Origin of the sequence: Sphingobacterium sp. SGG-5 (assembly GCF_011043525.1) — a bacterium.
GTDB lineage: Bacteria > Bacteroidota > Bacteroidia > Sphingobacteriales > Sphingobacteriaceae > Sphingobacterium.
In genome coordinates, this window is the sequence record NZ_JAAKGO010000003.1 from 279,668 (window position 1) to 305,378 (window position 25,711).

The 25,711-nt window shown below is 43.8% G+C and carries 25 protein-coding genes; 12 read left to right on the top strand and 13 right to left on the bottom strand.

Annotated elements, in window-relative coordinates; genetic code table 11:
• The first annotated feature begins 32 nt into the window (after positions 1-32).
• From recQ to G5B30_RS05640, 3 genes are read left to right on the top strand one after another with little or no spacing between them, the layout of a single operon-like run.
• Complete coding sequence (gene recQ / locus G5B30_RS05630; RefSeq protein ID WP_165318991.1) at positions 33-2,222, top strand: DNA helicase RecQ; 2,190 nt, start codon at positions 33-35, stop codon at positions 2,220-2,222.
• 7 nt (positions 2,223-2,229) lie between these two features.
• Positions 2,230-3,048: a 3-deoxy-8-phosphooctulonate synthase gene (gene kdsA, locus G5B30_RS05635; RefSeq protein ID WP_165318992.1), complete on the top strand. Its 819-nt coding sequence runs from the start codon at positions 2,230-2,232 to the stop codon at positions 3,046-3,048.
• A 24-nt stretch (positions 3,049-3,072) separates the two neighbouring features.
• Complete coding sequence (locus tag G5B30_RS05640) at positions 3,073-3,942, top strand: mechanosensitive ion channel family protein (protein ID WP_165318993.1); 870 nt, start codon at positions 3,073-3,075, stop codon at positions 3,940-3,942.
• On the opposite strand, the gene coaA is transcribed toward G5B30_RS05640, so the two are convergent.
• The 3 genes from coaA to G5B30_RS05655 all read right to left on the bottom strand — a co-directional run bounded on the left by coaA (position 3,929) and on the right by G5B30_RS05655 (position 6,579).
• Positions 3,929-4,888 carry a type I pantothenate kinase gene (gene coaA / locus G5B30_RS05645; protein WP_240903111.1) on the bottom strand — a complete coding sequence of 320 codons (960 nt, stop codon included), beginning with the start codon at positions 4,886-4,888 and terminating at the stop codon, positions 3,929-3,931. The two genes, G5B30_RS05640 and coaA, sit on opposite strands and share 14 nt — an antisense overlap.
• Before the next feature lie 70 nt (positions 4,889-4,958).
• A complete protein-coding gene (locus G5B30_RS05650) occupies positions 4,959-5,327 on the bottom strand; it encodes a methylglyoxal synthase (protein ID WP_165318994.1) in 369 nt (122 codons plus the stop codon).
• A gap of 19 nt (positions 5,328-5,346) precedes the next feature.
• Positions 5,347-6,579 (bottom strand): nucleoside recognition domain-containing protein, encoded by a 1,233-nt coding sequence (locus tag G5B30_RS05655; RefSeq protein WP_165318995.1) that lies wholly within the window; start codon positions 6,577-6,579, stop codon positions 5,347-5,349.
• Positions 6,580-6,738: 159 nt separating this feature from the next.
• Between G5B30_RS05655 and G5B30_RS05660 the strand changes: the two genes are divergently transcribed.
• Positions 6,739-7,335, top strand: a complete 597-nt coding sequence (locus G5B30_RS05660; protein WP_165318996.1) for a hypothetical protein — start codon at positions 6,739-6,741, stop codon at positions 7,333-7,335.
• Positions 7,329-8,057 carry a DUF3307 domain-containing protein gene (locus tag G5B30_RS05665; protein WP_165318997.1) on the top strand — a complete coding sequence of 243 codons (729 nt, stop codon included), beginning with the start codon at positions 7,329-7,331 and terminating at the stop codon, positions 8,055-8,057. The genes G5B30_RS05660 and G5B30_RS05665 overlap by 7 nt, the downstream gene beginning before the upstream one ends.
• Before the next feature lie 9 nt (positions 8,058-8,066).
• Here the strand turns inward: G5B30_RS05665 and G5B30_RS05670 are convergent, their stop codons facing one another.
• Entirely contained in the window at positions 8,067-8,804 is a 738-nt protein-coding gene (locus G5B30_RS05670) for a class I SAM-dependent methyltransferase (RefSeq protein WP_165318998.1), read from the bottom strand.
• A gap of 107 nt (positions 8,805-8,911) precedes the next feature.
• Here G5B30_RS05670 and G5B30_RS05675 point away from each other — a divergent pair, with 107 nt between their 5' ends.
• From G5B30_RS05675 to G5B30_RS05685, 3 genes are all read left to right on the top strand, one after another.
• A complete protein-coding gene (locus tag G5B30_RS05675; RefSeq protein ID WP_165318999.1) occupies positions 8,912-9,259 on the top strand; it encodes a Rieske (2Fe-2S) protein in 348 nt (115 codons plus the stop codon).
• Between the two features lie 174 nt (positions 9,260-9,433).
• Positions 9,434-10,753, top strand: coding sequence for an ammonium transporter (locus G5B30_RS05680; protein ID WP_165319000.1), 1,320 nt, complete (start codon positions 9,434-9,436; stop codon positions 10,751-10,753).
• A 65-nt stretch (positions 10,754-10,818) separates the two neighbouring features.
• Positions 10,819-12,729, top strand: a complete 1,911-nt coding sequence (locus G5B30_RS05685; RefSeq protein WP_165319001.1) for a class II glutamine amidotransferase — start codon at positions 10,819-10,821, stop codon at positions 12,727-12,729.
• Here the strand turns inward: G5B30_RS05685 and G5B30_RS05690 are convergent.
• Both G5B30_RS05690 and G5B30_RS05695 read right to left on the bottom strand, forming a co-directional pair.
• On the bottom strand, positions 12,726-13,982 hold the full coding sequence (locus G5B30_RS05690; protein ID WP_165319002.1) for an AI-2E family transporter: 1,257 nt from the start codon (positions 13,980-13,982) through the stop codon (positions 12,726-12,728). The genes G5B30_RS05685 and G5B30_RS05690 overlap by 4 nt on opposite strands.
• Positions 13,983-14,054: 72 nt before the next feature.
• Complete coding sequence (locus tag G5B30_RS05695) at positions 14,055-14,810, bottom strand: TrmH family RNA methyltransferase (RefSeq protein ID WP_165319003.1); 756 nt, start codon at positions 14,808-14,810, stop codon at positions 14,055-14,057.
• Positions 14,811-14,817: 7 nt separating this feature from the next.
• Here G5B30_RS05695 and G5B30_RS05700 point away from each other — a divergent pair, with 7 nt between their 5' ends.
• A complete protein-coding gene (locus tag G5B30_RS05700; RefSeq protein WP_165319004.1) occupies positions 14,818-17,160 on the top strand; it encodes a BamA/TamA family outer membrane protein in 2,343 nt (780 codons plus the stop codon).
• Here the strand turns inward: G5B30_RS05700 and G5B30_RS05705 are convergent.
• Positions 17,157-17,696 (bottom strand): hypothetical protein, encoded by a 540-nt coding sequence (locus G5B30_RS05705; RefSeq protein WP_165319005.1) that lies wholly within the window; start codon positions 17,694-17,696, stop codon positions 17,157-17,159. The two genes, G5B30_RS05700 and G5B30_RS05705, sit on opposite strands and share 4 nt — an antisense overlap.
• A 109-nt stretch (positions 17,697-17,805) precedes the next feature.
• Here G5B30_RS05705 and G5B30_RS05710 point away from each other — a divergent pair, with 109 nt between their 5' ends.
• Both G5B30_RS05710 and G5B30_RS05715 read left to right on the top strand, forming a co-directional pair.
• The gene (locus G5B30_RS05710; RefSeq protein WP_165319006.1) at positions 17,806-18,060 is read left to right on the top strand and encodes a hypothetical protein; all 255 of its coding nucleotides are present in this window, start codon (positions 17,806-17,808) and stop codon (positions 18,058-18,060) included.
• 78 nt (positions 18,061-18,138) lie between these two features.
• Positions 18,139-19,323: a class I SAM-dependent methyltransferase gene (locus G5B30_RS05715; protein WP_165319007.1), complete on the top strand. Its 1,185-nt coding sequence runs from the start codon at positions 18,139-18,141 to the stop codon at positions 19,321-19,323.
• Between the two features lie 19 nt (positions 19,324-19,342).
• Here G5B30_RS05715 and G5B30_RS05720 read toward each other — a convergent pair whose 3' ends face one another.
• From G5B30_RS05720 to G5B30_RS05745, 6 genes are all read right to left on the bottom strand, one after another.
• The gene (locus G5B30_RS05720) at positions 19,343-19,723 is read right to left on the bottom strand and encodes a type II toxin-antitoxin system HigA family antitoxin (protein ID WP_165319008.1); all 381 of its coding nucleotides are present in this window, start codon (positions 19,721-19,723) and stop codon (positions 19,343-19,345) included.
• Between the two features lie 21 nt (positions 19,724-19,744).
• The gene (locus G5B30_RS05725; protein ID WP_165319009.1) at positions 19,745-20,038 is read right to left on the bottom strand and encodes a type II toxin-antitoxin system HigB family toxin; all 294 of its coding nucleotides are present in this window, start codon (positions 20,036-20,038) and stop codon (positions 19,745-19,747) included.
• An 89-nt stretch (positions 20,039-20,127) separates the two neighbouring features.
• Positions 20,128-20,496 (bottom strand): aspartate 1-decarboxylase, encoded by a 369-nt coding sequence (gene panD, locus G5B30_RS05730; RefSeq protein WP_165319010.1) that lies wholly within the window; start codon positions 20,494-20,496, stop codon positions 20,128-20,130.
• Between the two features lie 3 nt (positions 20,497-20,499).
• Entirely contained in the window at positions 20,500-21,582 is a 1,083-nt protein-coding gene (locus tag G5B30_RS05735) for a DUF6695 family protein (protein ID WP_165319011.1), read from the bottom strand.
• A complete protein-coding gene (locus G5B30_RS05740) occupies positions 21,569-22,543 on the bottom strand; it encodes a PLP-dependent cysteine synthase family protein (RefSeq protein WP_165319012.1) in 975 nt (324 codons plus the stop codon). Before G5B30_RS05740 ends, G5B30_RS05735 begins: the two co-directional genes overlap by 14 nt.
• A 75-nt stretch (positions 22,544-22,618) precedes the next feature.
• Entirely contained in the window at positions 22,619-24,535 is a 1,917-nt protein-coding gene (locus G5B30_RS05745; protein ID WP_165319013.1) for an ABC-F family ATP-binding cassette domain-containing protein, read from the bottom strand.
• Between the two features lie 123 nt (positions 24,536-24,658).
• On the opposite strand from G5B30_RS05745, the gene G5B30_RS05750 reads away from it, so the two are divergent.
• Entirely contained in the window at positions 24,659-25,687 is a 1,029-nt protein-coding gene (locus G5B30_RS05750; protein WP_165319014.1) for a quinone-dependent dihydroorotate dehydrogenase, read from the top strand.
• Positions 25,688-25,711: the final 24 nt, after the last annotated feature.

Here is a 25,711-nt window from a genome sequence, read left to right on the forward strand (position 1 = left end):
TTAGATTTCTTCCAAATTTTGCCCTTAAACTGATGGAAATAGAGAAAAGTTTGTATGACAACCTTCAGGAATTTTTTGGATTCGATACATTTAAAGGCGATCAAGAAGCAATTATTACCAATATTCTAAATAAGAAGGATACATTTGTTATCATGCCAACTGGGGGAGGGAAGTCGATATGCTACCAGCTTCCGGCGTTAATGAGTGAGGGTATAGCGATCGTTATTTCTCCATTGATCGCTTTGATGAAGAATCAAGTGGATCAATTGCGTGCTTTCGGCGGATCAGATAGTATCGCGCATTTCCTCAACTCTTCGTTGACAAAAAGTGAGATCAGCCGTGTGAAAACAGATGTGACATCCGGTAAGACAAAATTACTATATGTGGCACCGGAATCGCTTGCCAAAGAAGAGAATTTTCAATTTTTGAAAAGCATCAATGTGTCTTTTGTGGCGGTAGATGAAGCGCACTGTATTTCAGAATGGGGACATGATTTCCGTCCGGAATACCGTAAGATCAGGCAGGTCATTAACGGCATAGATCCGAATATCCCGATCATTGCGCTGACAGCAACGGCGACGCTAAAGGTACAGTCTGATATTCGTAAGAATTTACAGATGAACAATGCGACGTTGTTCAAGTCGTCTTTCAACAGATCCAACCTGTATTATGAGGTGAGACCGAAGACGAATGTGGTGAAAGAGATTGTGCGGTTTATTAAAAACCACGCCGGAAAGACAGGGATCATCTATTGCCTGAGCCGCAAGAAAGTAGAAGAGATTGCAGAGGTGTTGAATATTAACGGTATTAAAGCGTTACCTTATCATGCAGGCCTGGATGCCAAGACCCGTGCGGACACACAGGATAAGTTCCTGATGGAAAATGTAGAGGTAATTGTGGCAACTATTGCCTTCGGAATGGGGATCGATAAACCGGACGTCCGGTATGTGATACACCATGATATTCCGAAGTCAATGGAAGGTTATTATCAAGAGACCGGCCGTGCCGGACGTGACGGCGGTGAGGGTATCTGTGTGGCTTTTTATTCCAAAAAGGATATTGAAAAGCTCACTAAGTTTATGAAAGACAAGCCGGTGTCCGAACGGGAGATCGGTACACAGATACTGAAAGAGGTCATTGATTATTCGGAGTCAGCGGTATGTCGACGTAAGCAGATATTGCATTATTTTGGTGAAAAGTTTGACGAGACGGGGTGCAATAATATGTGTGACAATTGCCGGGCAGAAAAAACTTATTTCGATGCAGAAGAATCTTTGCTGAGTGTACTCAACTTTATAAAAAAAGAAGGGCCGAAGTTTGACGATCATCACATTATAAACGTGTTGATCGGACAGAATAATCAGCCTATTTCCTCGTATAAGCACGATACGCATCCTTTATTCGGCAGCGGGAAGGAGGAGGGCGTCAATTACTGGAACTCGTTGATTCGGCAGGCGGAGTTGGCAGGTTTTGTTAAAAAGGATATCGATCATTACGGTCTGTTGCAGTTGACCGATCTCGGTGGGAAATATATAAACAATCCTTACGGCATACGGTTTATTCTGAATAGACCGCTGGAAAGCGATAATGAGGATACAGCCGAAGATGCAGCACAGGGAACGGGAGCATTGGATAACGAGCTGCTGAAAATGCTGAAGGACCTGCGGAAAAAAATAGCTAAACAGAAATCGCTGCCGCCTTTCGTTATTTTTCAGGATCCGTCATTGGAGGAAATGTGTACGCATTATCCGATTACTACGGATGAAATGAAGCAAATCCATGGTGTAGGAGCGGGGAAGGCGTTGAAGTTTGGAGGACCGTTCATTGCGTTGATTAAGACATACGTAGAGGATAATAACATCGATCGTCCGCAGGATATGGTGGTCAAATCAACCGCCAATAAGTCGGCTTTGAAGGTGTCTATCATTCAGAATATTGACCGCAAGATCGGTTTAGAGGATATTGCATCTTCCAAGGGTATTACCTACGAGGATTTACTGAAAGAGGTCGAGTCTATTGTGAATTCAGGAACCAAGTTGAATATCGGATATTTTGTCGATGAGATGATCGATCAGGATCGGCAGGATGAAGTCTATGATTATTTTAAATCGGCAGAAGAAGATTCGATAAAGGCCGCTTTAAGCGAGCTAGGGGAAGAGGATTATACCTATGAAGATATCCAATTGATGCGTATTAAGTTTATGTCTGAATTGGGCAATTAAGGGACACATGATTGATACATATTTATCAAAAATAAAAAACGGAAACTCCGGTCAGTTTTTTCTGATGGCCGGGCCTTGTGCGATAGAGGGTGAGGAGATGGCTCTACGTATCGCCGAGCGCATCGTAAGCATAACGGATAAGCTCCGCATACCTTATATTTTTAAAGGATCTTATCGAAAGGCGAATCGATCTAAGGCGGATTCGTTTACGGGGATAGGGGACGAAAAAGCGCTCCGGATTTTGGAAAAAGTCGGCCGTGAATTTGATATGCCTACGGTTACGGATATACACGAAAGTCAGGAAGCCGCCATGGCAGCAGCCTATGTGGACGTCTTGCAGATTCCAGCTTTTTTATGCCGGCAGACCGATCTGCTTATTGCTGCTGCAAACACGGGGAAGGTGGTGAACATTAAAAAAGGCCAGTTTTTGTCGGCTGAGTCGATGCGGTTTGCTGTCGATAAGGTAAAAGAGGCCGGTAATGAAAAGGTGATATTGACCGATCGGGGCAATACTTTTGGGTACCAGGACCTGATCGTGGACTTCAGGGGAATACCGATAATGCGCTCATTTGCTGTGCCCACGGTGATGGATTGTACGCATTCTTTGCAACAGCCGAATCAAGCTTCTGGGGTTACCGGCGGGAAACCGGCGCTGATCGAGACGATAGCTAAAGCTGCTATCGCTGTGGGGGCGGACGGCTTGTTTATAGAGACACACCCTGATCCAAGTACGGCAAAATCAGATGGGGCAAATATGCTGCATCTGGATTTGTTGGAAGACCTGTTGATGAAGCTTACCCGGGTAAGGGCGGCTATCCACGAATAATCGGTACAGTCAGTTGTATGTTTTATGGTGATAGAACAAGAAAGCAAACCCAGAATTTCCGTTGTATTTATAGCTAAGATCGTTATATTCATTTTGTTGGGGGCGTTGGTTTATTACAGAGATATTCCCAAAGGCAGTCTATTATACCAGATCTTAGTTGGAATAAATTCCTTTTTAGTTCCCAGTTTAATTGTATCTGTCGTGCGTGTTGTTATCATTTCGGTGTACCGGGCACGTCACATCAGAGGGTCCGTCAGGGGGAATTTTGTTTTGGGAATAAACCGTCTGACGGCTATGTTGAACGTTATTTTCCTGATTGTAGGGTTCATGCTGGCCATGGGTGTCAATCCTTTAGATTTCCTGATGAGCCTGACGTTTGTCGCCATGGCTATCGCCGTACTGTTCAGGGACTATATCACGAACATGTTGAGTGGGCTGTTTGTGATGTTTTCGGAACAATTGTCGGTTGGAGATCGCGTGCGCGTAGGAGAGCATGAAGGCCGCATTGTGGATGTTACATTTGCGCATATTGAAATACAAAATGAAGAGGACGATATTGTCATGGTGCCGAACAACCTCGTTTTCAATAATCCCATTGTCAACCTATCGGCCCATCGCTCACATCTGGTTGCGGTAAAATTTGAATTGCCGTTACAATCCAGCCTGACCGTACAGCAGTTGGAAGATGAGGTGCGCAAGGTGCTCAATAACCATCCGCATATCGGTGGGAAAGACGAAATCAATCTGGAGGTCGTGGAAATAGGAAAGGATTATGTGCGGTATAGAGTGGAATTGTATGCCACGCGGAGTAGTAACCGGCAGCATCAGGAATTGGAGAACGAACTGCTGCGGCATATCCTCTTAGTGGAAAAAGAGCAGTTTAAATCCTCCTGACTTTAATATCTTCTACAAAATGGTTAGAACCTTTGTATAATATGAGATCTGCCCGGTATTTGGTAGGGAGGATGTTGTCATGCAGATTGGGTTTGTTAATTTCGTTCCATATCTGATTCGCTTTTATCCGGCTTTCTTCGGTCGATAGATCCGCATACTTGTGGAAGTATGAACTTGGGTTTTGGAATGCGGTAACCCGGAGTGACTCGAACCGATTGATGTACCAGGTTAGTATATTTTTTTCCAAAGCATCCACATAGATCGAGTAATCAAAAAAGTCGGAAACGAACATCTTGTTGCTGTTGGGCGACCGTTGCGAATTGACTTGTAAGACATTGATCCCTTCGATGATTAAAATGTCCGGATTGTGAATGATCAATTTCTTGTTGGGCAGTACATCGTACTCAAGATGAGAATACAAGGGAACACTGAGCGATTTTTTGCCCGATTTTACAGCAGAAAGAAAATGGAGAAGCTTTTTGGTATCATAGCTTTCCGGAAAGCCTTTTTTGTTGAGTAGGCCCCGTTGGACGAGTGTTTTATTGGGATATAGAAATCCGTCTGTTGTTACCAGTTCGACAGTCGGTTTGTAAGGCAACATGGACATAACCCTTCGCAGCACACGTGCGGTGGTGCTTTTTCCAACCGCTACCGAGCCCGCGATGCCGATGATGAAGGGTAATTTTTGTTGGTTTCTCTGAAAAAAAAGATGGCTGTCGTTTCGTAAAGTGTTGTAATTTTTGATATGTAGCGCCAACAGATGGGCTAGCGGAAAATAGATGTCTTCGATTTCGTTGATCGTCAAAGGTTCGTTGAGGGCATGGAGTTGTTCCAGGTCGCGGGGACCAAGATTATGGTTAAAGTGTCCGTTCAGGCTTTTCCATTCTGCTCTGGAGAATCCCTGAAAAGGACTGCTTAGGGTCTGCTCCTCTAATATTGACATCATGCGCGATTGTTAAAGTGCCCCCAAACTTATATAAAATGTGTCGTATTTACGGTAACGTGAAGCAAAAAAATCAATTGTCCAACAGCCCTTCAATGATGAGTGTGCCCGTTGCCGGATTGGTGGCCAAGGGAACATTCCATAAATCGCATATACGCATAAGCATCTGAATATCCGGCTCGTGTGGGTGTTTTCCTAAGGGATCCCGGAAAAAGATAATTCCGTCGACTTTTCCTTCAGCAGCTAATGCTGCGATCTGCGCGTCCCCGCCTTTTGGTCCACTTAATTTTAATTCCACGTCCAGACCTGTTTGTTGAATATAAGACCCGGTTGTACCCGTGGCCAACAGCTTGGCTTTTTTTAAGTATTCCAGATGGTCTTTAACAAAGGCCACCATTTCGGCCTTTTTACCGTCATGTGCAATTAAAGCAATAGTTTTCATCTATATACGTGTATTTATATCAACCAAAAAATAAATAAGCCAGCAATATAGCCGCTATTAATCCGACCAGATCGGCAATCAGACCACAGGTCAGCGCGTATTTTGTGTTTTTAATGCCGACTGAGCCGAAATAAACGGCTAGTACATAAAATGTTGTTTCGGATGAGCCTTGGATAATACTAGCCAGTCTTCCCTGAAAAGAGTCGACGCCATAGGTCTGCATCACATCGACCATCAGGCCACGGGCACCGCCGCCACTGAGTGTTTTCATCAGTCCTACGGGTAATGCCGGTATAAAACGCGTATCCAGTCCGAGAGCTGCCGCGAGGCTGCCGATGCCGTTTACAATATAGTCCATACAGCCTGTGACGCGGAACGCGCCGATAGCCACCAGAATAGCAATGAGAAAAGGTATAATCATGACCGAAGTGGTAAACCCCTCTTTTGCCCCATCAATGAAAGCGTCGTATACATTTATTTTTTTTGCTGCACCGTATGCGATAAAGAGTATGATGATCGAAAAAATAAGCAGCCCGCCGATAAGTCCGGTTATCGTTTGCATTTCGTCCGGTGGAAGTCCCTGTAAACCAAAATACAGCAGACACATCAGCCCTACAAATATCGCGAAGAAGATCAATACAGGCAGCTTCAGGAGGTTGATGCGCTGATAAATAGCGACAGCGATCATACCGGCTGTAAAAGATATAAACGTTCCGATGAGTGAGGGAATAAATATATCCGCCGGGTTTGCAGCCCCGCTGGCCATCCGCAACGCAATTACAGAAGTGGGGATGAGGGTAATCCCTGCGGTATTCAATACCAAAAACATGATTTGTGCGTTCGTAGCCGTGTTTTTGTCGGGGTTAAGCTCTTGAAGCTCCTTCATCGCTTTAAGTCCTACGGGAGTGGCCGCATTATCCAACCCCAACATATTGGCGGAGAAGTTCATAATGATGGAACCGTTGGCCGGATGTCCTTTCGGTACGCCGGGAAATAATTTGCTGAAGAAGGGACTGACTCCTTTAGCAAAAACCGAAATCATACCGGCCCTTTCGCCGATTTTCATAATGCCGAGCCAAAAGGTCATAATGCCGATCAGGCCGAGTGAAAGTTCAGCCCCCGTTTTTGCGCTGTCAAACAGCGTATTAATGAGGTCAGAGAATATTTCAGTGTTTCCAAAGAAGATGAGCTGGACAAGGGCAACGATAAAAGCAATAATAAAAAAGGCTATCCAAACGTAATTTAAAGCCATACAGTTTCCATATATTTTATGTAAATGTAAGATTTATGCCGGATTGTTACAACCTATAGCCGTATTAATGTATGATCTATTTTAATGATTTTTTTGATTATCATTGTTTTTGTTAATATTTCAGAATATCATTATATTTGATGATATAACAACAATGCCATGCATGTCATTATCATAGGAGATGTCGTAAATTCCAGACACGCCGATGCTGACCGTTGGTTGCCGGTTCTGGAAGAAGCCTTAAAACGTTATGCGCAAAAATTTGATATATTCAGAGGCGATAGTTTTCAGGCGGAGCTGCCCGTGGCAGACTGTTTCAAGTTTGTGTTTTATGTGAAAGCGCGCATACGGTCCTTAGCTCCTTTAGACGTGAGGTTAGGGATCGGGATAGGAGGGGTTGAATATGAAGACGACAGTATACGAAAATCGAATGGATCGGCATTTGTATATGCAGGCGAAGCGTTCGACGCGTTGCGTAAAGACCTGGTGATGTTGCGGAGCCCCTGGCCTGAATACAATGAGCCGGTGAATATTATGATGGATCTGGCTATGGAATTGAGTGATAAATGGACGGTCAATATGGCGGAAAGCGTCGCGATAGCATTGGAAAATCCCGAGGCCAGCCAAAAGGAGTTGGCTGATCTGCTGAAGCGCAAATATCAAAGTCAGGTCAGTACCGAGCTGAGCAAAGCCCATTTTGCACAGCTATCGAAAGTCATGGATTACTGTACACAAGAATTAATAAAGCGATGTTAGTCTTATTTCTTAAACTGCTGCTGGCCCACATTGTCGGCGATTTTGTTTTACAAACAAAAAAGCTCGTTATCAAGCGGCGGGAAAATGTATTTTACCTGCTTTTACATGTCTGTATCCATGTTATTCTATTAGGTATCGTGTTTTTCCAGAATCTTTCCGCAAGCTGGCCCTATATGATCTTTATTGGTTTTGCACATCTCGCTATCGATAGCATGAAGATCGTATGTGAAAAGAAATGGCCATCAAATCCGGTTTTATTTTTCCTGGCAGACCAATTTCTACATATGCTGGTTATCCTTACGGTAGTAGGCCATATATATGAGATACCGTTGGAGCGTCTGACAGTTTTTATGTCCGCCAAGTTTTTGGCCTATACGGTAGCTTTACTGCTTACGGTGGTGGTAAGTCCGATATTGCTGCGTGTTTTCTTTAGTAGATGGAGCAAGGAGCATGTATTGCATGGCAAGAAAGAGGAGACGCTCTTGGATGCCGGCTTACTGATAGGTGTGATGGAACGCCTTATTATCGTCTTATTTATTCAGCTTGGTTTTTTGTCCGGCATTGGTTTTTTGTTGGCTGCCAAATCTATTTTTCGGTTTGGAGACCTGAATAATGCGAAAAATACAAAATTTACAGAATATGTGCTGGTGGGAACATTTGCCAGCTTTCTGATCGCCATTATTATAGGGTATGCCTTGCGCCTCACATTAAAATACTGCTAACGGTTGTAGTTACTTAATACGGCCTGCACGGAATATAATCGGGAAATTAACCTTGCGGAATTCTGCTGCTCCCCATGCCTGTTTTAAATCCGCTTCAATATCGTCGATAGGGTTATGTCCTTTTGTGTCCATGAAACTTTTTACGGCAGACCAGGTGTGGAGATAACCGATGAGGCTATCGTAACTCCATAGTTTGATGTTGGTGATTTCGGGTGTTTCCAGCTCCCGGAATGGGAAAGGGATGGTCTGGTACCTGTCCTCGATATATTTTCGCTCAAAACTCCAGTACTCACCGATAATATCGGTATATAGCGCACGTACCACGGCATCCACCTCGGGTGTAATATTATTTAACTCGTAACCTATCAAGGCGATAATACTATTTGGCTTGGCCACACGCCTGACCTCTTCATTGAACTTTTCAAAATCGAACCAGTGGACGGCCTGTGCCACCGTGATCAGATCAAAGCTGTTGTCATCAAAGTTCGTGCTTTCCGCCGGTTGCAGGGAATAAGAGATGTTGTCTGCCGGGTGTGCATGGCGAAGCTGAGATTGGCTGATGTCAGTTGCCTCTACCTGTGAAAAAGTCTGGGCCAACTCGCGTGCAACCTGCCCGTTGCCTGTGCCACAATCCCAAGCCTTTTGTTTTTCCTTTAATAAGGGATAGAGAAAGTCAAAGATAGTTTGCGGATAATCGGGACGAAATCGGGCATATTTGTCGGATATGGTCGAGAAGTAATCTTTCATAACGCAATATCTTTCCATAAAACTAATGAAAAGAAACGAAGCGGCCTAAATAAAATAAAAACTTTTTAGGATATATGTATCTTTATATCAACTAAATCAGGTTGTAGATGTATTGGATTGAGATTCCATCCGCATATTTAGAGAAGGATGCTATTCAGCTGGTAAGCTTACCCGAAAAAACTTTTTGTTTGGTTTTTTATGAGGGGGCCTATGTCGCTTTTTCCCGCAAATGCCCGCATGCAGGAGCACCATTGGCTGAAGGATGGTGTGAAGGTCGGTTTCTTGTCTGTCCGTATCATCGGCAGAAATTTGATCTGGAAACAGGGAAGGGTTTGGCCGGACAAGGCAATTATATCGATATATATCCCACGAAAAAGGATGGAGACAAATGGTATATTGGTGTGAAACCTACTTTTTTACAGCGAATTGCTCACTTATTCTCCAATAAGTCATAGCTTACACACGTTCTGATTTTCATTTATTCCTATTTTTCTTTGTTATATTCTCATATATAACCTTGTTTTGATTATTGTTTTCTAATATTTTGTATTTTTTTATACAAAAATTTCATTTTATTGCTGTAATTTTTATTTATTTGTAATGTTTAATTATAAAATGAATAAAAAAATATGAGTTTGTCTGGAAAAAAATCATTCATTCCTATCATTTTGATGATTGTTGTTGTTTTTATTGCGATGTTTTGTTCTGATTTACCGGAATTGAATGATAATAATGAATATAATGCTGCTGATATTGCCTGGATGTTAGCCTCTACGGCTTTGGTGTTGATTATGACACCGGGTCTGGCCTATTTTTATGGCGGTATGGTGAAAAAGAAAAATGTAATTTCGACCATGTTACAGAGTTTCATCTGTATGGCCGTTGTTGCGGTGGTGTGGGTGGTATTTGGATTTTCTTTGGTGTTTGGCGAATCAATTGGAGGAGTCATAGGAGATCCCACCACGTATTTTATGTTTAACGGCGTTTTGGATGGGAAACCCTGGAGCGGAGCACCCACTATTCCGTTTACGTTGTTTGCTATGTACCAATTGAAGTTTGCCATTATTACGCCGGCGTTGATTACCGGAGCTTTTGCCGAGCGGATACGTTTTACCTCGTACGTGCTTTTTATCTGCCTGTTTTTTGTTTTTATCTATGCGCCCCTGGCACATGCGACCTGGCATCCCGATGGGATTTTATTCCAGATGGGGGTGCTTGATTTTGCGGGCGGAACTGTAGTACATATGTCTGCCGGCCTTACCGCTTTAGCTTCCGCTATCTATCTTAAGCAGGGTAAGGATTTCAAGGAACATACACCTGCCCGGATTACATACGTCTTGCTGGGGACAGGTATGTTGTGGTTTGGATGGTTTGGCTTTAATGCAGGTTCAGCGTTTGGCGCTTCTCAATTGGCAGCTACTGCCTTGGCAACCACATCTACGGCTTCTGGCGCGGCTGCATTGACCTATATCTTCTTTGATGCGGCACGAGGTATCAAGCCCTCCGCTATGGGGGTATGTATAGGTGTTGTCGTCGGTTTGGTAGCGATTACACCCGCTGCGGGTTTTGTCACGGTGCCTCATTCATTGGTCATTGGAGCTGTCGCGGCTGTTATCAGTCGCCTTTTGATCGACTGGCGGACAAAATCGAAGCTGGACGATACACTGGATGTATTTCCGAGCCATGGGGTCGGTGGTATGGTGGGCATGGTGCTCACGGGCGTGTTTGCCCATCATAACATTAATGAAGCAGTAGAGGTGAATGGTTTGTTCTACGGCGAAACACAACTTTTTGTAGCACACCTTATTGGCTTAGTCGGTGCATCGCTGTTTACGCTTGCCATGGCGTTTATCTTACTGAATATTACCGATAAAATATCTACACTACGTGTTACGGAAGAGGATGAAGCGTTAGGGCTGGACCTTTCTCAACATGGAGAAAAGTTGTAAAATGATAGTCGGGTGATTATTATTGTTTAAACAATTTTTGTACCTTTGTGGCATCAATTCAAGCTATGAGTGACGCTATAAAACACGAGTGTGGTATTGCACTTATCCGACTATTAAAACCCCTCTCATATTACCAGGAAAAATATGGCACCCCTTACTACGGTATCAATAAATTGTATCTCCTTATGGAGAAACAGCACAACCGTGGTCAGGATGGGGCGGGTATTGCAACCATAAAATTTGACGTTAAGCCCGGAAACCGATATATCAGCCGTTATCGCGCTATGGGATCTTCTGCTGTTGCCGATATTTTTGAGTATGTGCAGAAGAAATTTGCATCGGTTAATAAGGCTTTTCCCCGGGAGTCAAAAGACACAAAATGGCTGAAAGATAATGTAAGCTTCACGGGAGAAGTACTTTTAGGACACTTACGGTACGGCACGCATGGCAAGAATAGTATTGAAAGCTGCCATCCTTTTCTGAGGCAGAACAATTGGATGACAAGGAACTTGGTTGTAGCAGGTAATTTCAACATGACTAACGTTGATGAGCTGCTGCAACAACTTTATGACCTGGGTCAACATCCCAAGGAACAGGCCGATACGGTCACTGTTCTGGAAAAAATCGGCCACTTTTTGGATGACGAAAATCAAGAGCTGTTTGACCAATTCAAAAACGAAGGTTATTCGAATATCGAAATTTCGGCACAAATAGCCCAAAATCTCGATGTGGCGAAGATATTAACGCGCTCGGCGAAGACATGGGACGGTGGATATACCATTGCCGGAATTTTTGGTCATGGCGATGCTTTTGTCATGCGTGACCCTGCAGGTATCCGTCCGGCATTCTATTATCAGGATGATGAGGTATTAGTGGTGACTTCTGAACGACCTGTTATCCAGACTGCGTTCAATATACCGGTGCGCGCCGTGAAAGAAATCAAGCCCGGACATGCCTTAATCGTAAAGAAAGATGGCACGATTACGGAAGAGATGTTTAGACAGCCCGTGGAACAGAAATCCTGTTCTTTTGAGCGTATTTACTTCTCCCGGGGATCGGATGCCGATATTTACAAGGAACGTAAGTCGCTAGGTCGCCTATTATGTGATCAGGTACTGAAATCGGTCGACCATGATATTGAAAATACTGTTTTTTCTTTCATTCCGAATACGGCGGAGGTATCCTATTACGGTATGATGGAAGGGGTAAGTCAATATGTCCGGGATTATCAGAAAGAGGTATTGCTTAAGCGCGACGAGAAGATATCTGATACAGAACTGGAGAAGGTTTTGAATATTCACCCGCGATTTGAGAAGCTCAATGTGAAGGATGCGAAGTTGCGGACGTTTATTACGCAGGATGCTGACCGCCAGGATATGGTACAGCATGTCTATGATACCACTTATGGGATTGTGCGCAATGATCAGGACACTATTGTCGCCATTGATGATTCGATTGTCAGAGGTACGACATTGAAGCAGTCTATATTGACCATTCTTGATAGACTCCATCCCAAGAAGATCGTTATTGTTTCATCGGCCCCACAGATCCGATATCCGGATTGTTATGGAATTGACATGTCCCGCATGGGCGAATTTGTCGCATTTGAGGCGGCTATCAATCTTTTGAAGCGCCGAGGGATGTCTCATATTATCGATGAGGTTTACCAAAAATGTGTAGCTTCGATCACTAAACCGAAAGACGAGATCGAAAATTACGTGAAAGAAATCTATGCACCTTTCACCGACGATGAAATTTCTGTAGAGATCGCTAATATTGTTCGCCCGCACCATTTAAATGCGGAATTGGAAGTTATATTCCAGACCTTGGACAATCTGCACATTGCTTGTCCAGACCATAAAGGAGACTGGTACTTCTCGGGGAATTACCCCACAGCGGGAGGTAATAAGGTCGTTAACAAAGCCTTTATGAATTGGATGGAAGGTAAGAATGTACGGGCTTATTTCAGTGTCTAAGAACTGGCATTGCCGGCCGGATCATCTTTAGGAATTTCCTCGCTTTCATTTATTTCCTTGTAGGTGACTTCCGTTTGCGGATCGTTATTTTCTACCTTGGTTTTGACATCGACTTGGATTTTCTTTTTATTACGAGGTAGACGTACGATGCCCCATCTCATGAGCAGTTCCTGTGTCGCATTTCGTTTAAGGTGCTCTTTCTCCGGTTCGCCGATCAAGAAGCCAAAGGCCTGCATATTTGGAATGGCGTCGAAAAGAACTTTTAACGTGGCGATAAAAGGTAATGCCAAGATTAGGCCGGCGAGTCCGAAAAGCATACCTCCCAGTAAGATGCCGATAATCGCCATAAGCGGGTTGATGCTAACTTTGCTTCCGACGATGTTCGGGGTAATGATATTTCCCTCCAGAAACTGAACCACCTGAAACCACGCAACGACTCCTATAGCGTACCATGCACTATCTTTGACGGCCAATGCAAATAGGGCAGGCAGGATAGAACCGATAGCAATCCCGATATAAGGTAAAAGCATGAGGAGGGAGGCTAATGTGCCGAAAAACCAGGCATAATCGATGCCCATAGCCATCAGGCCGACGGTATTTAATACGGCAACAATACCCATCACAGTGATCAGTCCGACGAGATAGCTTTGTACCACGTTATATATTTTATTCAATACCTCATTGACTTTTTGCTGGGGTGTCGATTTGAAAGCCCGGAAGAAGAATTCCCGAAAGAAATCGCGGTAATAGAGCATAAAAAAGCTATAGAGCGGTACTAAAATGGCGCTGGCCAACATACTCCCGATAGAGCCGAAAGTTGCTGTGATGACGCTACCTACATTTTCCAGTGATTTATTCCCCTGTTCGCGAAGTTTGTCCAGCACCTGGTTTTTACCTATGCCGAACTTTTCATAGAGCCATTCTTGTCCGCCATCAAGCACGGACAGTACCTTGCTGGTGATCGCTGTCGCATCTTTGCCGATGATAATACTTTGGTGTACAATAAACCATAATATAGCCGAGATGATGGCTATGGCGATCGTCACGGACAACAAGGCTGAAAGCGCTCGGCCTAAGCGTATACGTTCGAAAAACCGCGCCAAGGGAAATAGAGAGATGGAAATCAATGTGGCAAACAACAGGGGTAATAGCACACTCTGCGAAAGATACATCAAAGTCAAAATCAATACCAACGCAAATAAGCTGGAGGCTAGATCAAGTGCATAACTTTTTTTTGGCGATTGTTTTTCCATAACCCAAGTGTTTAAAGGTTTTTTTTACACTCCAATATACGATAAATTTAATAGAACAGAAATCTATAGTTATTACACAAGAAATTTTTGCCGCGCCAGTTCCGAGCAAAATAGGGTAGTAGCCACAGCAACATTCAGCGATTCGGCCTGACCGATACGTGGTATCGTGACTTTATGATCGACTTTCTTCAGCAGGCTTTTACGGATTCCGTTGCCTTCGTTCCCCATGATAATCAGTCCCTCCTTGCCGAAATCCGTAGCATAAATCGACTGCCCGTCCAACAGTGCTGCAAAAACCGGAATATCGATGGTCTGTATAAAGGCTTCAATGTCCATATAGTGTACGCTTACCCGCGCGAGAGAACCCATGGTCGCCTGCACAACTTTGGGGTTGAACACATCGACAGTATTCGTTGAACATATAATCGTGTCGATGCCGAACCATTCTGCTGTCCGGATAATCGTGCCGAGATTCCCGGGATCCTGCACATCATCGAGAACGATGCTGTGGCGACCTTTCAGGTTGGCGCTATCGAGATGTCCGGTCGGAGCGGGGAGCTCGACCAAAGCCAGTGTACCCTGGGGATTTTTCAGGCTGCTCAGTTTGCTGAACGCTGTATCTGAAACGATTTCACATTTTATATTTTGAGGTATTTTATCCAACTTTGTATGCGCCTCAGCGGTCGAAAAAATTTGTTGTACCTTGTAAGCGGAATGTATAAATTCAGCTACTGATTTTATGCCCTCTACGACAAAAAGCCGGTGCTGTGTGCGGAATTTTTTATGCTGTAGGGATTTTATAAGGCTGATTTGAGCTTTTGACAACATAAGATGAATGACTGGATACCGTAGTTTATTATTTTTTACAAGTATAGGGCTTTTCTTGCTGATTTTTACATCATGTCGATCGGCAAAATATGTAGAGGACGATCAATCGCTTGTAACAGATATTGATTTAGAAGGCGTACCTACGGGATTGAAAGAGCAGGTCATGCAGTATGTATCCAACGAGATACGCCCGAACTCGGTATTAAATTTATCCATCTATAATATTTTCAATACGAAGGACGGCCGCTATAAAAAAGAAAAAATCCGTCAGGTAGGCGAGCCGCCTCATATCTTGGATTCGTCTTTAGTTGATCTCTCCAATACCCAGATACAACGGTTTTTGCAAACCAAGGGTTTCTTCAACGCCCAAGTGCAACCTGTTGTCACGACAAAAAAGAAAAAATCGAAGATTACTTTTCAGGCCACCTTGGGCGACCCGTATTATATCGGTACTGTTCACTATAATTTTGAGGATAAAAAGATAGGAACGGTGTATGAGGAGAAAGTGAAGCCTCATACCGCTATCGTCCAAGGCGAGCAGTATGATATGCAAAAGCTACTTATGGAGCGGGAGAACCTTTTTCTATCGGCTAAGAACTTGGGGTATTTTGACTATCTCCGCCAATATATGCGCATCGGTGTGGATACGAACCAGGTTAAGAATCAGGCAGACCTATCCATGACTATTTTGAAACCTGATTCGATAGACCAACAGGTTTATACGATCAATGATGTGTCGCTGACTATTCAAAAGCCGAATACGCTTTCGGGGGCATCCGTGCCGGAATACGATTCGACCGTTCGGGTTAATTTTCAGGATGAAACGGGTCATTTTAGGTTACGGCCTATCGCCCGCTATATGTTCTTACGCTCTGGTGAGCGTTATAGTTTGCGGAATGAAAATATCTCTTATGATCGGCTGTATGAAATGAACGGTTTTCGAAGTGTGCGAATCAACTACGAGAAAGCGGAAGACAATGTGTTGAATGTATCTTACGAATTGATACCCCGATCGGTGATGGCCAATCAGATGGAGGGAGAGTATACTTTCAGTTCGGGTATGAGCGGTTTTAATGTCGGTAATACGTTTTCGCACCGCAATATCTTTGGCGGATCGGAGCTATTGGAAATCAAACTGCGGTACGGTGTTTTGTTCGACCCCCGACTTGAAGGAGACTTGTCCCAAAAGATATTTAACAACGATTTTCAGGTCGGTGTAAATTTGGTGGTACCCCGACTGCTTTTGCCTTTTGGTATGCATAATGCCGGTGAATATGGTCTTCCCCGTACGACATTGTCCTCCAGCCTGCAATTGTTTAACCAGGATCAGACCTATTCCAACCGGTATTTTATTAATACGTTAAACTATTCCTGGTGGCAGTCTCCATCCTTGCAACACAGTTACACGCCATTGGTCCTGGAATATCGCTTGGGCCGCTTGGATGATGCGTTCAAGCAAAGTCTGGAGGATGAAGGGTACACGTTGTACGTCCGGTCGAACGATAGGGAGTATTTTGGATTAGGGTCGCAGTATGCCATGACGTGGAATGCTGCTAAGTTGTTGAAGCTGGAAAATTTCTCTTATTTTAAAGGTTCGGTAGATGTCAGTGGCAATACCTTGGGGGTGTTGAGTAGGCTGTTTAATTTTCCGGAAAACAGCTCCGGTGAGAAGCTGTTGTTTAATGTGCCCTACCTCCAATATGTTAAAGGTGAAGTAGATTACAGGTGGTATCAATATTTTGACGGCCATCGGCAGTTTGTCCTGCGCTTTAACGGAGGGGTAGCTGTACCTTATGGCAACAACTCCAACCTTCTTATTTTTGAAAAGAGCTTTTTTGCCGGCGGAATGAACGGGATACGTGCGTGGCAGGCGCGGACTTTAGGGCCTGGAAATTATAATAGAGAGGTGGTAAGGGAAGAATTGCGGTTGAACTTGCGGAACTTAGATCAGCTGGGGGAGATCAAACTGGAGGCTAATATGGAATATCGGTTCCGGATATTAAATAACTTCTTCGGGGCGAAGATGAATGGAGCAACCTTTGTCGATATGGGCAACGTCTGGCGGCTTAGACCGGACGTGTTGAACCCCAACGGCGAGTTTCAGATCAACCGTCTTTTCAACCAGATTGCGGTAGGCAGTGGCTTCGGATTACGTTTTGATATGGATTACTTTGTGTTGCGGCTGGATGCAGGGGTAAAGATTAAGGATCCGCAGTTCGAAGGTAGTGAACAATGGGTCGCAAAATACTGGTTCCGCTCCAAGGATTTCAAGGCTGACTATTTTCTCAGCCACCGCCCCGATAGGTATAATTTCATCCAATATAATTTCGGTGTAGGGCTGCCTTTTTAACCGATAAAATTTTTGAGCGTATGGAAAGCGCTCTCCAAGAGCTGGGCGAGTGACAGCCCCTTCGAATAAGCGAAATACGCATAAATCAAAGCCAGCACGACAAAGGTCATCAGAAAGCGTTTGAACATATAAGCAACCAGTAAAAGCACAGCCGGAATAAGCAAGAGCAATAATCCGCTGATTTTTATAGGAGTGATCTCTTTGTCGGTTTTGTACAGAAAATAGAACTTGCTTATCGAGGTCTGTTGATTTTTGTGCTTAAAAAAAGCAAATGTTGAACCGTTGATTGGATGTGCAGGTACAGCCACACCGTCGTGAAAAGCCAGGCTTTGTTCAAAGCTGTTTATGCTGAATTTGAACGTTCCGTTGATGTTTTCGTTGACATTTTCTGCCGAATCCACCGCTATGATGGCAATCTTTCCATTGGCCGTCAGATTTTCTTTCACGATAAAGTTTTCAATACGCTGGTATTGTCCCCACGTCAATATAGGGAATGTCCATGTTATAAAATACAGTAGGAATCTTAACCTTGTCATAATTTCTACTGCAAGTATACTAATATTTTATTTTTATACGGCACTATTATAATTGCATATAAAGGGATTTTTCTCTAAGTTTGTGCTATCAATATATATTTTGAATACAATGGAAAATACGATAGTTGAAAGACAGCCCCGCAAGACAGAGAATAATGCTAATCAGACCCATTATTATGTTTCTTTGACGGTCGCGATTGTAATCGGGATAATTGGGGTTTTTATACGCTTTGTGCCGGACTGGTTTCCTGCATTGGATCAATGGACCTTTGCATTTTCGCTTATTGCCAATGTCATGATGATTGTCGGGGCTTTTATGGCTTTTAAGATTGTATTTGCCGTCTTGGGCTTTGGTAAGAAATAATTATACATCCTCAGTATAGATCAGAAAGCATCACAAAAGAAACTGTGATGCTTTTTTAATTAAAATAAATGTCCTGCCATGGCGACACCACAGGAATTTCTAGAACACGTCAAACTAAGTTTGGAAAACGACAGTTTTATTAAATTGTCTCTTGGGAACTATCGGGGTGCCGAAGCAGAATTAAAGAATGTGTATGTCAAACCTGTGCTCATCAAGCGGGAGTTACGGTTGTCTTTTGTCTACCGGTATCAGCGTCGGGATGTGACGAAAAATTATACTGTGTCGGAGGGATTGGCACATATTGACGACCTTCTGCAAACGGATGGTTTTCGCGTAGCTACCTTGTTTGCGGAAGATGAGGATCGGATATGTCAGCACCAGAGCGGTCATAAATGGTCGATATATATCCAAAAGCCTTCGGCAAAGAAACCTCATACCCTCGCTCATGACCATCATAAAGAGCGGAAGATAACATCCACAGAGAAACCTTATCTACATGCCTTGCGGTTGACTGACGCCGAAGGGAAGGTTTATAAAAACGCCCAGGATAAGTGGAAGCAGATTAATCATTATATAGAGATATTGAGTAGCACGCTACAGGAGCTGCCCGCGAAGGACGAACTCCGTGTCGTGGATATGGGGGCGGGGAAAGGCTATCTGACTTTTGCCTTGTACGATTATCTCCATAACCAACTGAATAGACAGGCCCGGGTAGAAGGCGTCGAGTACAGGCAAGATCTGGTCGATCTATGTAATGCCATTGCTGTGGATTCACACTTGGATAAGTTACAGTTTAGTCCGGGTACGATTGAAGACTATGCTGTCGCTGGCGATCTGGATGTTTTGATTGCCCTGCATGCCTGCGACACCGCAACAGATGATGCGATTTACAAAGGTATTACGAATTATGCCGGCCTGATTGTCGTGGCACCCTGTTGCCACAAACAAATCCGGCGTGAGCTGGAGCGGACGAAGGCTAAAAACGATCTGGATTTTATGACAAAATACGGGATATTTTTAGAACGGCATGCCGAGATGCTTACCGATAGTATACGTGCGCTATTGCTCGAATATAGCGGATACCAGACCAAAGTGGTGCAGTTTGTTTCGGATATGCATACGCCCAAAAATGTAATGATTATAGCTGTTAAAAAAAATCCTCCCAGTGATCACCGGAAGGACGAAATTTTAATGAAATTGCAATCCCTAAAAAGCTATTTTGGGATTGGATATCATCATTTGGAAAGATTAATGAAGTTATAGTACGTAATTTTTGCAGACCTTATGAAATATGTAAAGGATATTCTTTTATCAATAGATCAGCAGGAATCTTCAATAAATCACTGAATTTACGGATCATGTTGAGTGATAAAGCTTGTTTATAATTCAGCACCTTGCTTACCGTCCCCTTATCTCCATAGGCTGAAGCGAGTTCTTTTGGATTATAGCCAAATTCCTCCATTCTGATTTTTATGAGCTCTATCGGATCTACTTCTGGTAAAATGGATGTTTTCTCTTCGTAATCGGATATCAATTTAACTAAAAGCTGTAACTCTTTATACTCTTTTGCTCCTTTTTCACTATACTTAATTTCCTCGTATCTCTGCAAAGCATCTTGATATTCTTCTTCCGATTCAATTAAAAACCACATTTTCTTTTTCATAACTATACGTTTCAAATGTACTTAAATTGTTGATGCGTCTATATTATCATATTCACTGTGTGTTCCGATGAAACGAACATCGACCAGCGCCAGATCAAAATTTACTTCGACAATCAATCGGTACTTATTTCCGACAATCTTAAAGCGCGCCCTTTTGCCTTTGATTATTTTCGCTTTCGGAAAGCTATCGAGTATATCTTGATTTTTCTGCCAATGTGCTCGTTTGGTCACGATCTTCCAAGTGGAGACACTTTTGCTGGCATCCGAATGTTTCTTAATAAATATGCTCAGTTTCCTCTCATTGATAATAATCATACATCTACAAAAATACAAAAAAAAGTTGGTGGTTTGCCAACTTTAAAAAATGTTTTACGAATGGTATATTAAGACTGCTTCGATATCCCTTAATAATTATACTTTTCGACCGATTTAATTTGATTATTACCCTCGGTAAAGACCAATGTAGGTTGATAGCTATCCGCTTCTTCCGGTGACATGTTGACGAACGATAAGATATGCACCGTGTCACCGACCTTCGCATGTAATGCTGCGCCACCATTCATGCACACTTCGCCACTACCTCTTTTTCCAGGTATGACGTAAGTCATGATGCGGCTTCCGTTTATCGCGTTGTTAATATATACCTGTTCGTATTTTTTGATACCAGCGGCGTCCAATAAGTCAGCATCGATGGTAATCGAGCCGTTATATTTTACGTTTGCCTCAGTAACCACTACCGTGTGGATTTTTGCTTTTAATAATGTAACTTCCATGGTTTAAGAGTTATTTAAATATTGAGCGGGAGGAATAGAAGCTTCTATTTCCCCGGTCAGGTCCAATTGTTTGAATACATATGTATTTCCGTGTTGCAATATAGTAAAATGCTTGCAGCTAAAATCAGGTGTAAAGGCATAGGATTTGTCCCTGTCAAAATCTTGTGGACACTTGGCTCGTGTCTGATACAGTACCTCTCCGGCAGTCGAATAGCAACTTACGGTCATGTTTTCCGCATTATGCTCCGCATAAAGCCAGACACCTTCACCGATCCCGCCCAACCACTGCGCCTTTGCTGGTAATCCTGAAGGGCGTACAGGTTCGCCCAGATAACCTACAGTATGTTTTCCATCCGTAGGAGAGGATAGCGGTGTTTTCTTAGTACGTAGATTTTCCCGGATAAGATTCCACTGAAATCGTAGCGAAGCCCACCTACCCATCTTCCATTGCGACAGGATTCTTTGTTCGTAACAGTAGATATAGCCATCCGGCGATGCATTGACGATATTACTTGTTGGGCTGGCTTTTACACATTCGGGATACAATATTTTCCGTATTCGGAAATCTTTGGGATCCATCGCATGCGTAAGCGCCTGGGCCACATAGCGGGAACAGCTATTGTTATTTGCTGCGAGCGCACCGTATAGGATCGGGCCTTGCCGTACAATATTTTCCGCATAATCCACTGCTTTTTTGAAGGATATGCCCTGTACCGGAACAAACAGTAGACGTCCGCCTCCGTGTGTGGCTGTTTCCATGCCAGACAATTCCTGTAAAATATCCAAGAGATTTGTAATTTCTCCCGTAGCGGGATCGATATCTGCCCGAATACTTATCCGCAGGCGTGGATCGAAATCTTGCGATCGGGCGCGTCCATATCCACGTGGGCAGATATACCGGCCGAAATCGAAGTAACGTATTTCTCCGGTTTTCCTTTCGATGAGTAAAATAGCCGCATGCCCGACCTTAAAGTGTAGATCTTTCACAATACCACATTTCTGGAGTAAGGACATCCATGCCTCGTCACCGTATGCTGTTTGATCTGGCCAGGCTAAAGGTAGCGCTATGTCGTTATACAATTCCATAGCTTGATTCCGTATGCGGCAGGTCGGGGTATAGCACTTGTTTGTAGCGTTCGCCATGATCGGCAAATAGAAGGACGACTATGGCGTCTTTTCCAAACGTATGTTGTTGTATATGTGTTTCCAGCCCAGCAAGTACAGCAGCACTGGAGAAACCGATAAGCTCCCTTTGCTGCTTATAGTACGATAATGCGTTATGTTTACTTTCCTCGAGGTCGACTTGATAGATCATATCCACATGAGCGGCATCAAATACCTCAGGAACGAATGTACGGCCTATGCCTTCAATTCTTTCCATGGGGATGTCATCGACGGGAAGACAACCGTATTTGAAGTAATGGGAAAGTACCGACCCTTTCGGCTCGATGCCACATATCTTTATTTTCGGAGTTTGCTGTTTTAGGAATTTTCCTGTGCCTGAAATAGTTCCTCCTGTGCCTATACCTGCAAAAAAGTGTGTGATTTTACCCGCGGTCTGTTGCCAGATCTCCGGTCCTGTAGTTTCAAAATGTGCCTGCAGGTTGGCCTGATTGCAATATTGATTGGTATAATAGGCGTTTGTATGCTTCTGTGCATATTCCTGTGCCCGATATTGGGTTGATTGTGGGTCCAACATGCCGTGGGAATTTTCACAGATCTCTATACATGCCCCATATCGCTTTAGCATATCCAGCTTTTCACGTGAACAGTTCTTGGAGACAAAAACTTTCGCTTTATACCCCAGTTCACCCGCCAGACGGGCTATACCGATACCGGTGTTTCCGCTGCTTGCTTCGACAAAGGTACCCCCCGGTTGGATTTTCTTCTGCGCGATGGCTTCTTTTACCATATACCAAGCCGGTCGATCTTTGGACGACTTACTCAGATTGCAGAATTCCTCTTTAATATATATAGTGCATTGGTATTTTTCTGAAAGATAAGTGTTTTTGCGAAGTGGAGTGTTGCCTATAGTTGATAACTTCAAATTTTTCGTTTTTTCGTTCCCGTGTCTACTATTTCTGTCTAATATAGAAAACGTTTTTTTTATTTAAAAATTGTGTTAATCCACTTCCAGTTCGAGGATTTCTTCCGCCAGGGTCTCCCATTGTTCCTGTAAGTGCTCATATTCAGCCTTTTTTGAATTATAGTTCCGTGTGGTTTCCTGTAGTTTGACTGCATCAGAAAAAATTTCCTCCTTTGCCAATTGTAACTCCAATGCTTTGATTTCCGACTTAATATCCGCTATCTGCTGCTCCAGTTGTGCCAGTTCCCTGTTTTTCTTTTGCAGGAGCTTACTTTTATCCGCTGCCGGATCCAGTTTTTCCTTTTTAGGCTCTTCTTTCACCACTTTCTTTACCGGAGCTTCCGTTGGTTTTACGACCCGTTTAGCATTCCAGATCTCATATTCCTCATACGTTCCCGGATACTCCTTGATTTCTCTATTTTCGATAAACCAGATTTTGTTGGCCACATGGTCTAGGAAGTAACGATCGTGCGAAACGACGATAAATGTACCTTCGTATTGCTGCAAAGCCTGTATTAATATATTGACCGAAGCCATGTCCAAGTGGTTGGTCGGCTCATCGAGTACCAGAAAATTGGCGTCTGCCGTCAGCGCTTTCGCTAAGGCTACCCGTGATTTTTCACCACCGGATAATACCTTAATCTTTTTGAACGCATCATCACCGCTGAACAGGAAGCAGCCCAATAGCGATCGGAGCTCCGTTTCCGTATGTTTTGGTGCAAAAGTCTGCAGCTCCTGTAAGATCGTGTTTTCCAGATGCAGCGCTTCCAGCTGGTGCTGGGCAAAAAAGGTCTGGGACACATTATGTCCTTTCGTGTTTTTCCCGTCAAACTCCTTATCCGCATCGGCGATGATCCGCAATAGGGTCGACTTTCCTTTACCGTTGGCCCCGATCAAGGCAATTTTGTCTCCCTTTTCAATCAACCCGTCAGTCTGTTCCAGAATATCCAGATTAGGGTAAGATTTGGATATATTTTCCAGTGTCACCACATGCCGTCCCGAAGGTTTGGAAAACTTGAAGCTGAAGTTGACTTCAGGATTGTCATCATCCACATCATCAACCTTTTCCATACGGTCTAACGCTTTAATGCGCGATTGTACCATCTTGGCCTTTGACGCTTTTGCACGGAAACGTTCAATCAGCCTTTCCTCTTGTTTGATCTTCGCCTGTTGATTTTTAAACTGGTTGCCTTGGATTTCTTCACGGAGTGCCTTTTCCTCTAAATAAAATGAATAGTTTCCCGCATAGAGCGTCAATTTTCCCCGCTTAGACTCCACCGTTTTATTGATGATACGATCCAGGAAATACCTGTCATGCGATACAATTACGATTGCGCCTTCAAACGCCTGTAGGTAGTTTTCCAACCATTTGATAGAAGGTAGATCCAAGTGGTTGGTCGGCTCATCGAGCAACAGGATATCCGGTGTTTGTAATAGTATACGTGCCAACATCACCCGCATACGCCAACCCCCCGAAAATGTCGCCAGAGGACGTTGCTGTTCGTCTTCCGAGAAGCCCAGTCCGGCTAATATTTCATGGGCCCGAAATTCAATATTATAACCATCGAGCGCCTCAAATTCCATCTGTTTATCGCTCAGTTTGTTCAATATTTCGTCCGAATAATCGGTCTCCATTTTTTTTAAAAGATCGTTGATTTCGCTATGCAGCTGATTTTGGCGAGCGAAGGCCTCCATAGCGACATGGAGAATACTCTTGTCCGAGTGGTACGACAAAAGATCTTGGTTGAGGTAACCCAATTTTAAGTCCTTGGCCATAGATATGGTTCCCGATGTGGGGCCATATTCGCCTACAATCAGTTTTAATAAGGTCGATTTTCCCGTACCGTTGGCACCGATCAATCCCACTTTATCACCGGGTTTGATATGCCAGTTTGCTTCGTCGTATAAGGCCCGTGAGCCAATCTCAAATGTTAAATTATTTATCGAAATCATTTCGGTGCAAAAGTAGTAAAATTATTTAGTTGTCGGTAGTCAGCGATCAGTAGTCCGTGATCTCCAAATTATCGTATTAAATCATTTTTAATTTTTGATATCTTTGTTTTTTGATTTTATAAGATGTACAAACTCGTTAAACCGATTTTCTTTTCGATGAATCCTGAGCAGGCCCATCATGTGGTGACAGGAGGAATAAAAGCCCTGACAAAAATATGGGGCGCAAAATCCCTACTGCGGTCTATCTATACTGTAGATGATCCACGATTGACACGTGAAGTTTTTGGTCTGACGTTTAAGAACCCGGTGGGCTTGGCGGCAGGCTTCGATAAGAATGCCGAATATATCGACGATATGGCGAAGTTTGGCTTCGGCTTTATTGAGATCGGTACGGTGACTCCCCGTCCTCAGCCCGGCAACGACAAGCCTCGTATGTTCAGGTTAGTCTCCGATGAGGCACTGATCAATCGGATGGGCTTCAACAACCAAGGCGCCGATGTCGCAGCAGGTCGGCTACAATTCCTGAAAAATAAGGAAGGTGTGATTATCGGCGGAAATATCGGGAAGAACAAGATGACGCCTAACGAGGAGGCGGTGAACGATTATATATATTGTTTTCACGCCCTGTACGACCACGTTGATTATTTCGTCGTGAATGTCAGTTCACCCAACACCCCGGGCTTACGGGATTTGCAGGAGAAGGAACCCTTGATGCATATTCTGCATACCCTTCAAGAGCTCAACCGGGCAAAGCCTACAGCCAAACCTATCTTGTTGAAGATTGCTCCCGACCTGACCGATAGCCAGCTGGACGATATTATCGAAATCGTGACAACGACGCAGATTGCGGGCGTCATCGCGACGAATACCACGATCTCCCGGGATGGGCTACAGAGCGATGCTCATTTGGTTCGCGAAGCCGGAGGTGTCAGCGGTCGACCCTTGACTGCGCGGTCGACCGAAGTGATCCGTTATCTGTCCGAAAAATCCAATAAGGCTTTTCCTATCATCGGGGTGGGAGGTGTACATTCGGCGGAAGATGCCTTAGAGAAGCTTGATGCCGGAGCTGCGTTAATTCAGCTGTATACCGGTTTTATCTATGAAGGGCCTGGGCTGATCGGGGATATATGTAAGGCGATATTAAGGAGGTAAGGGGAAGGGCTCTGTCTATTGGAT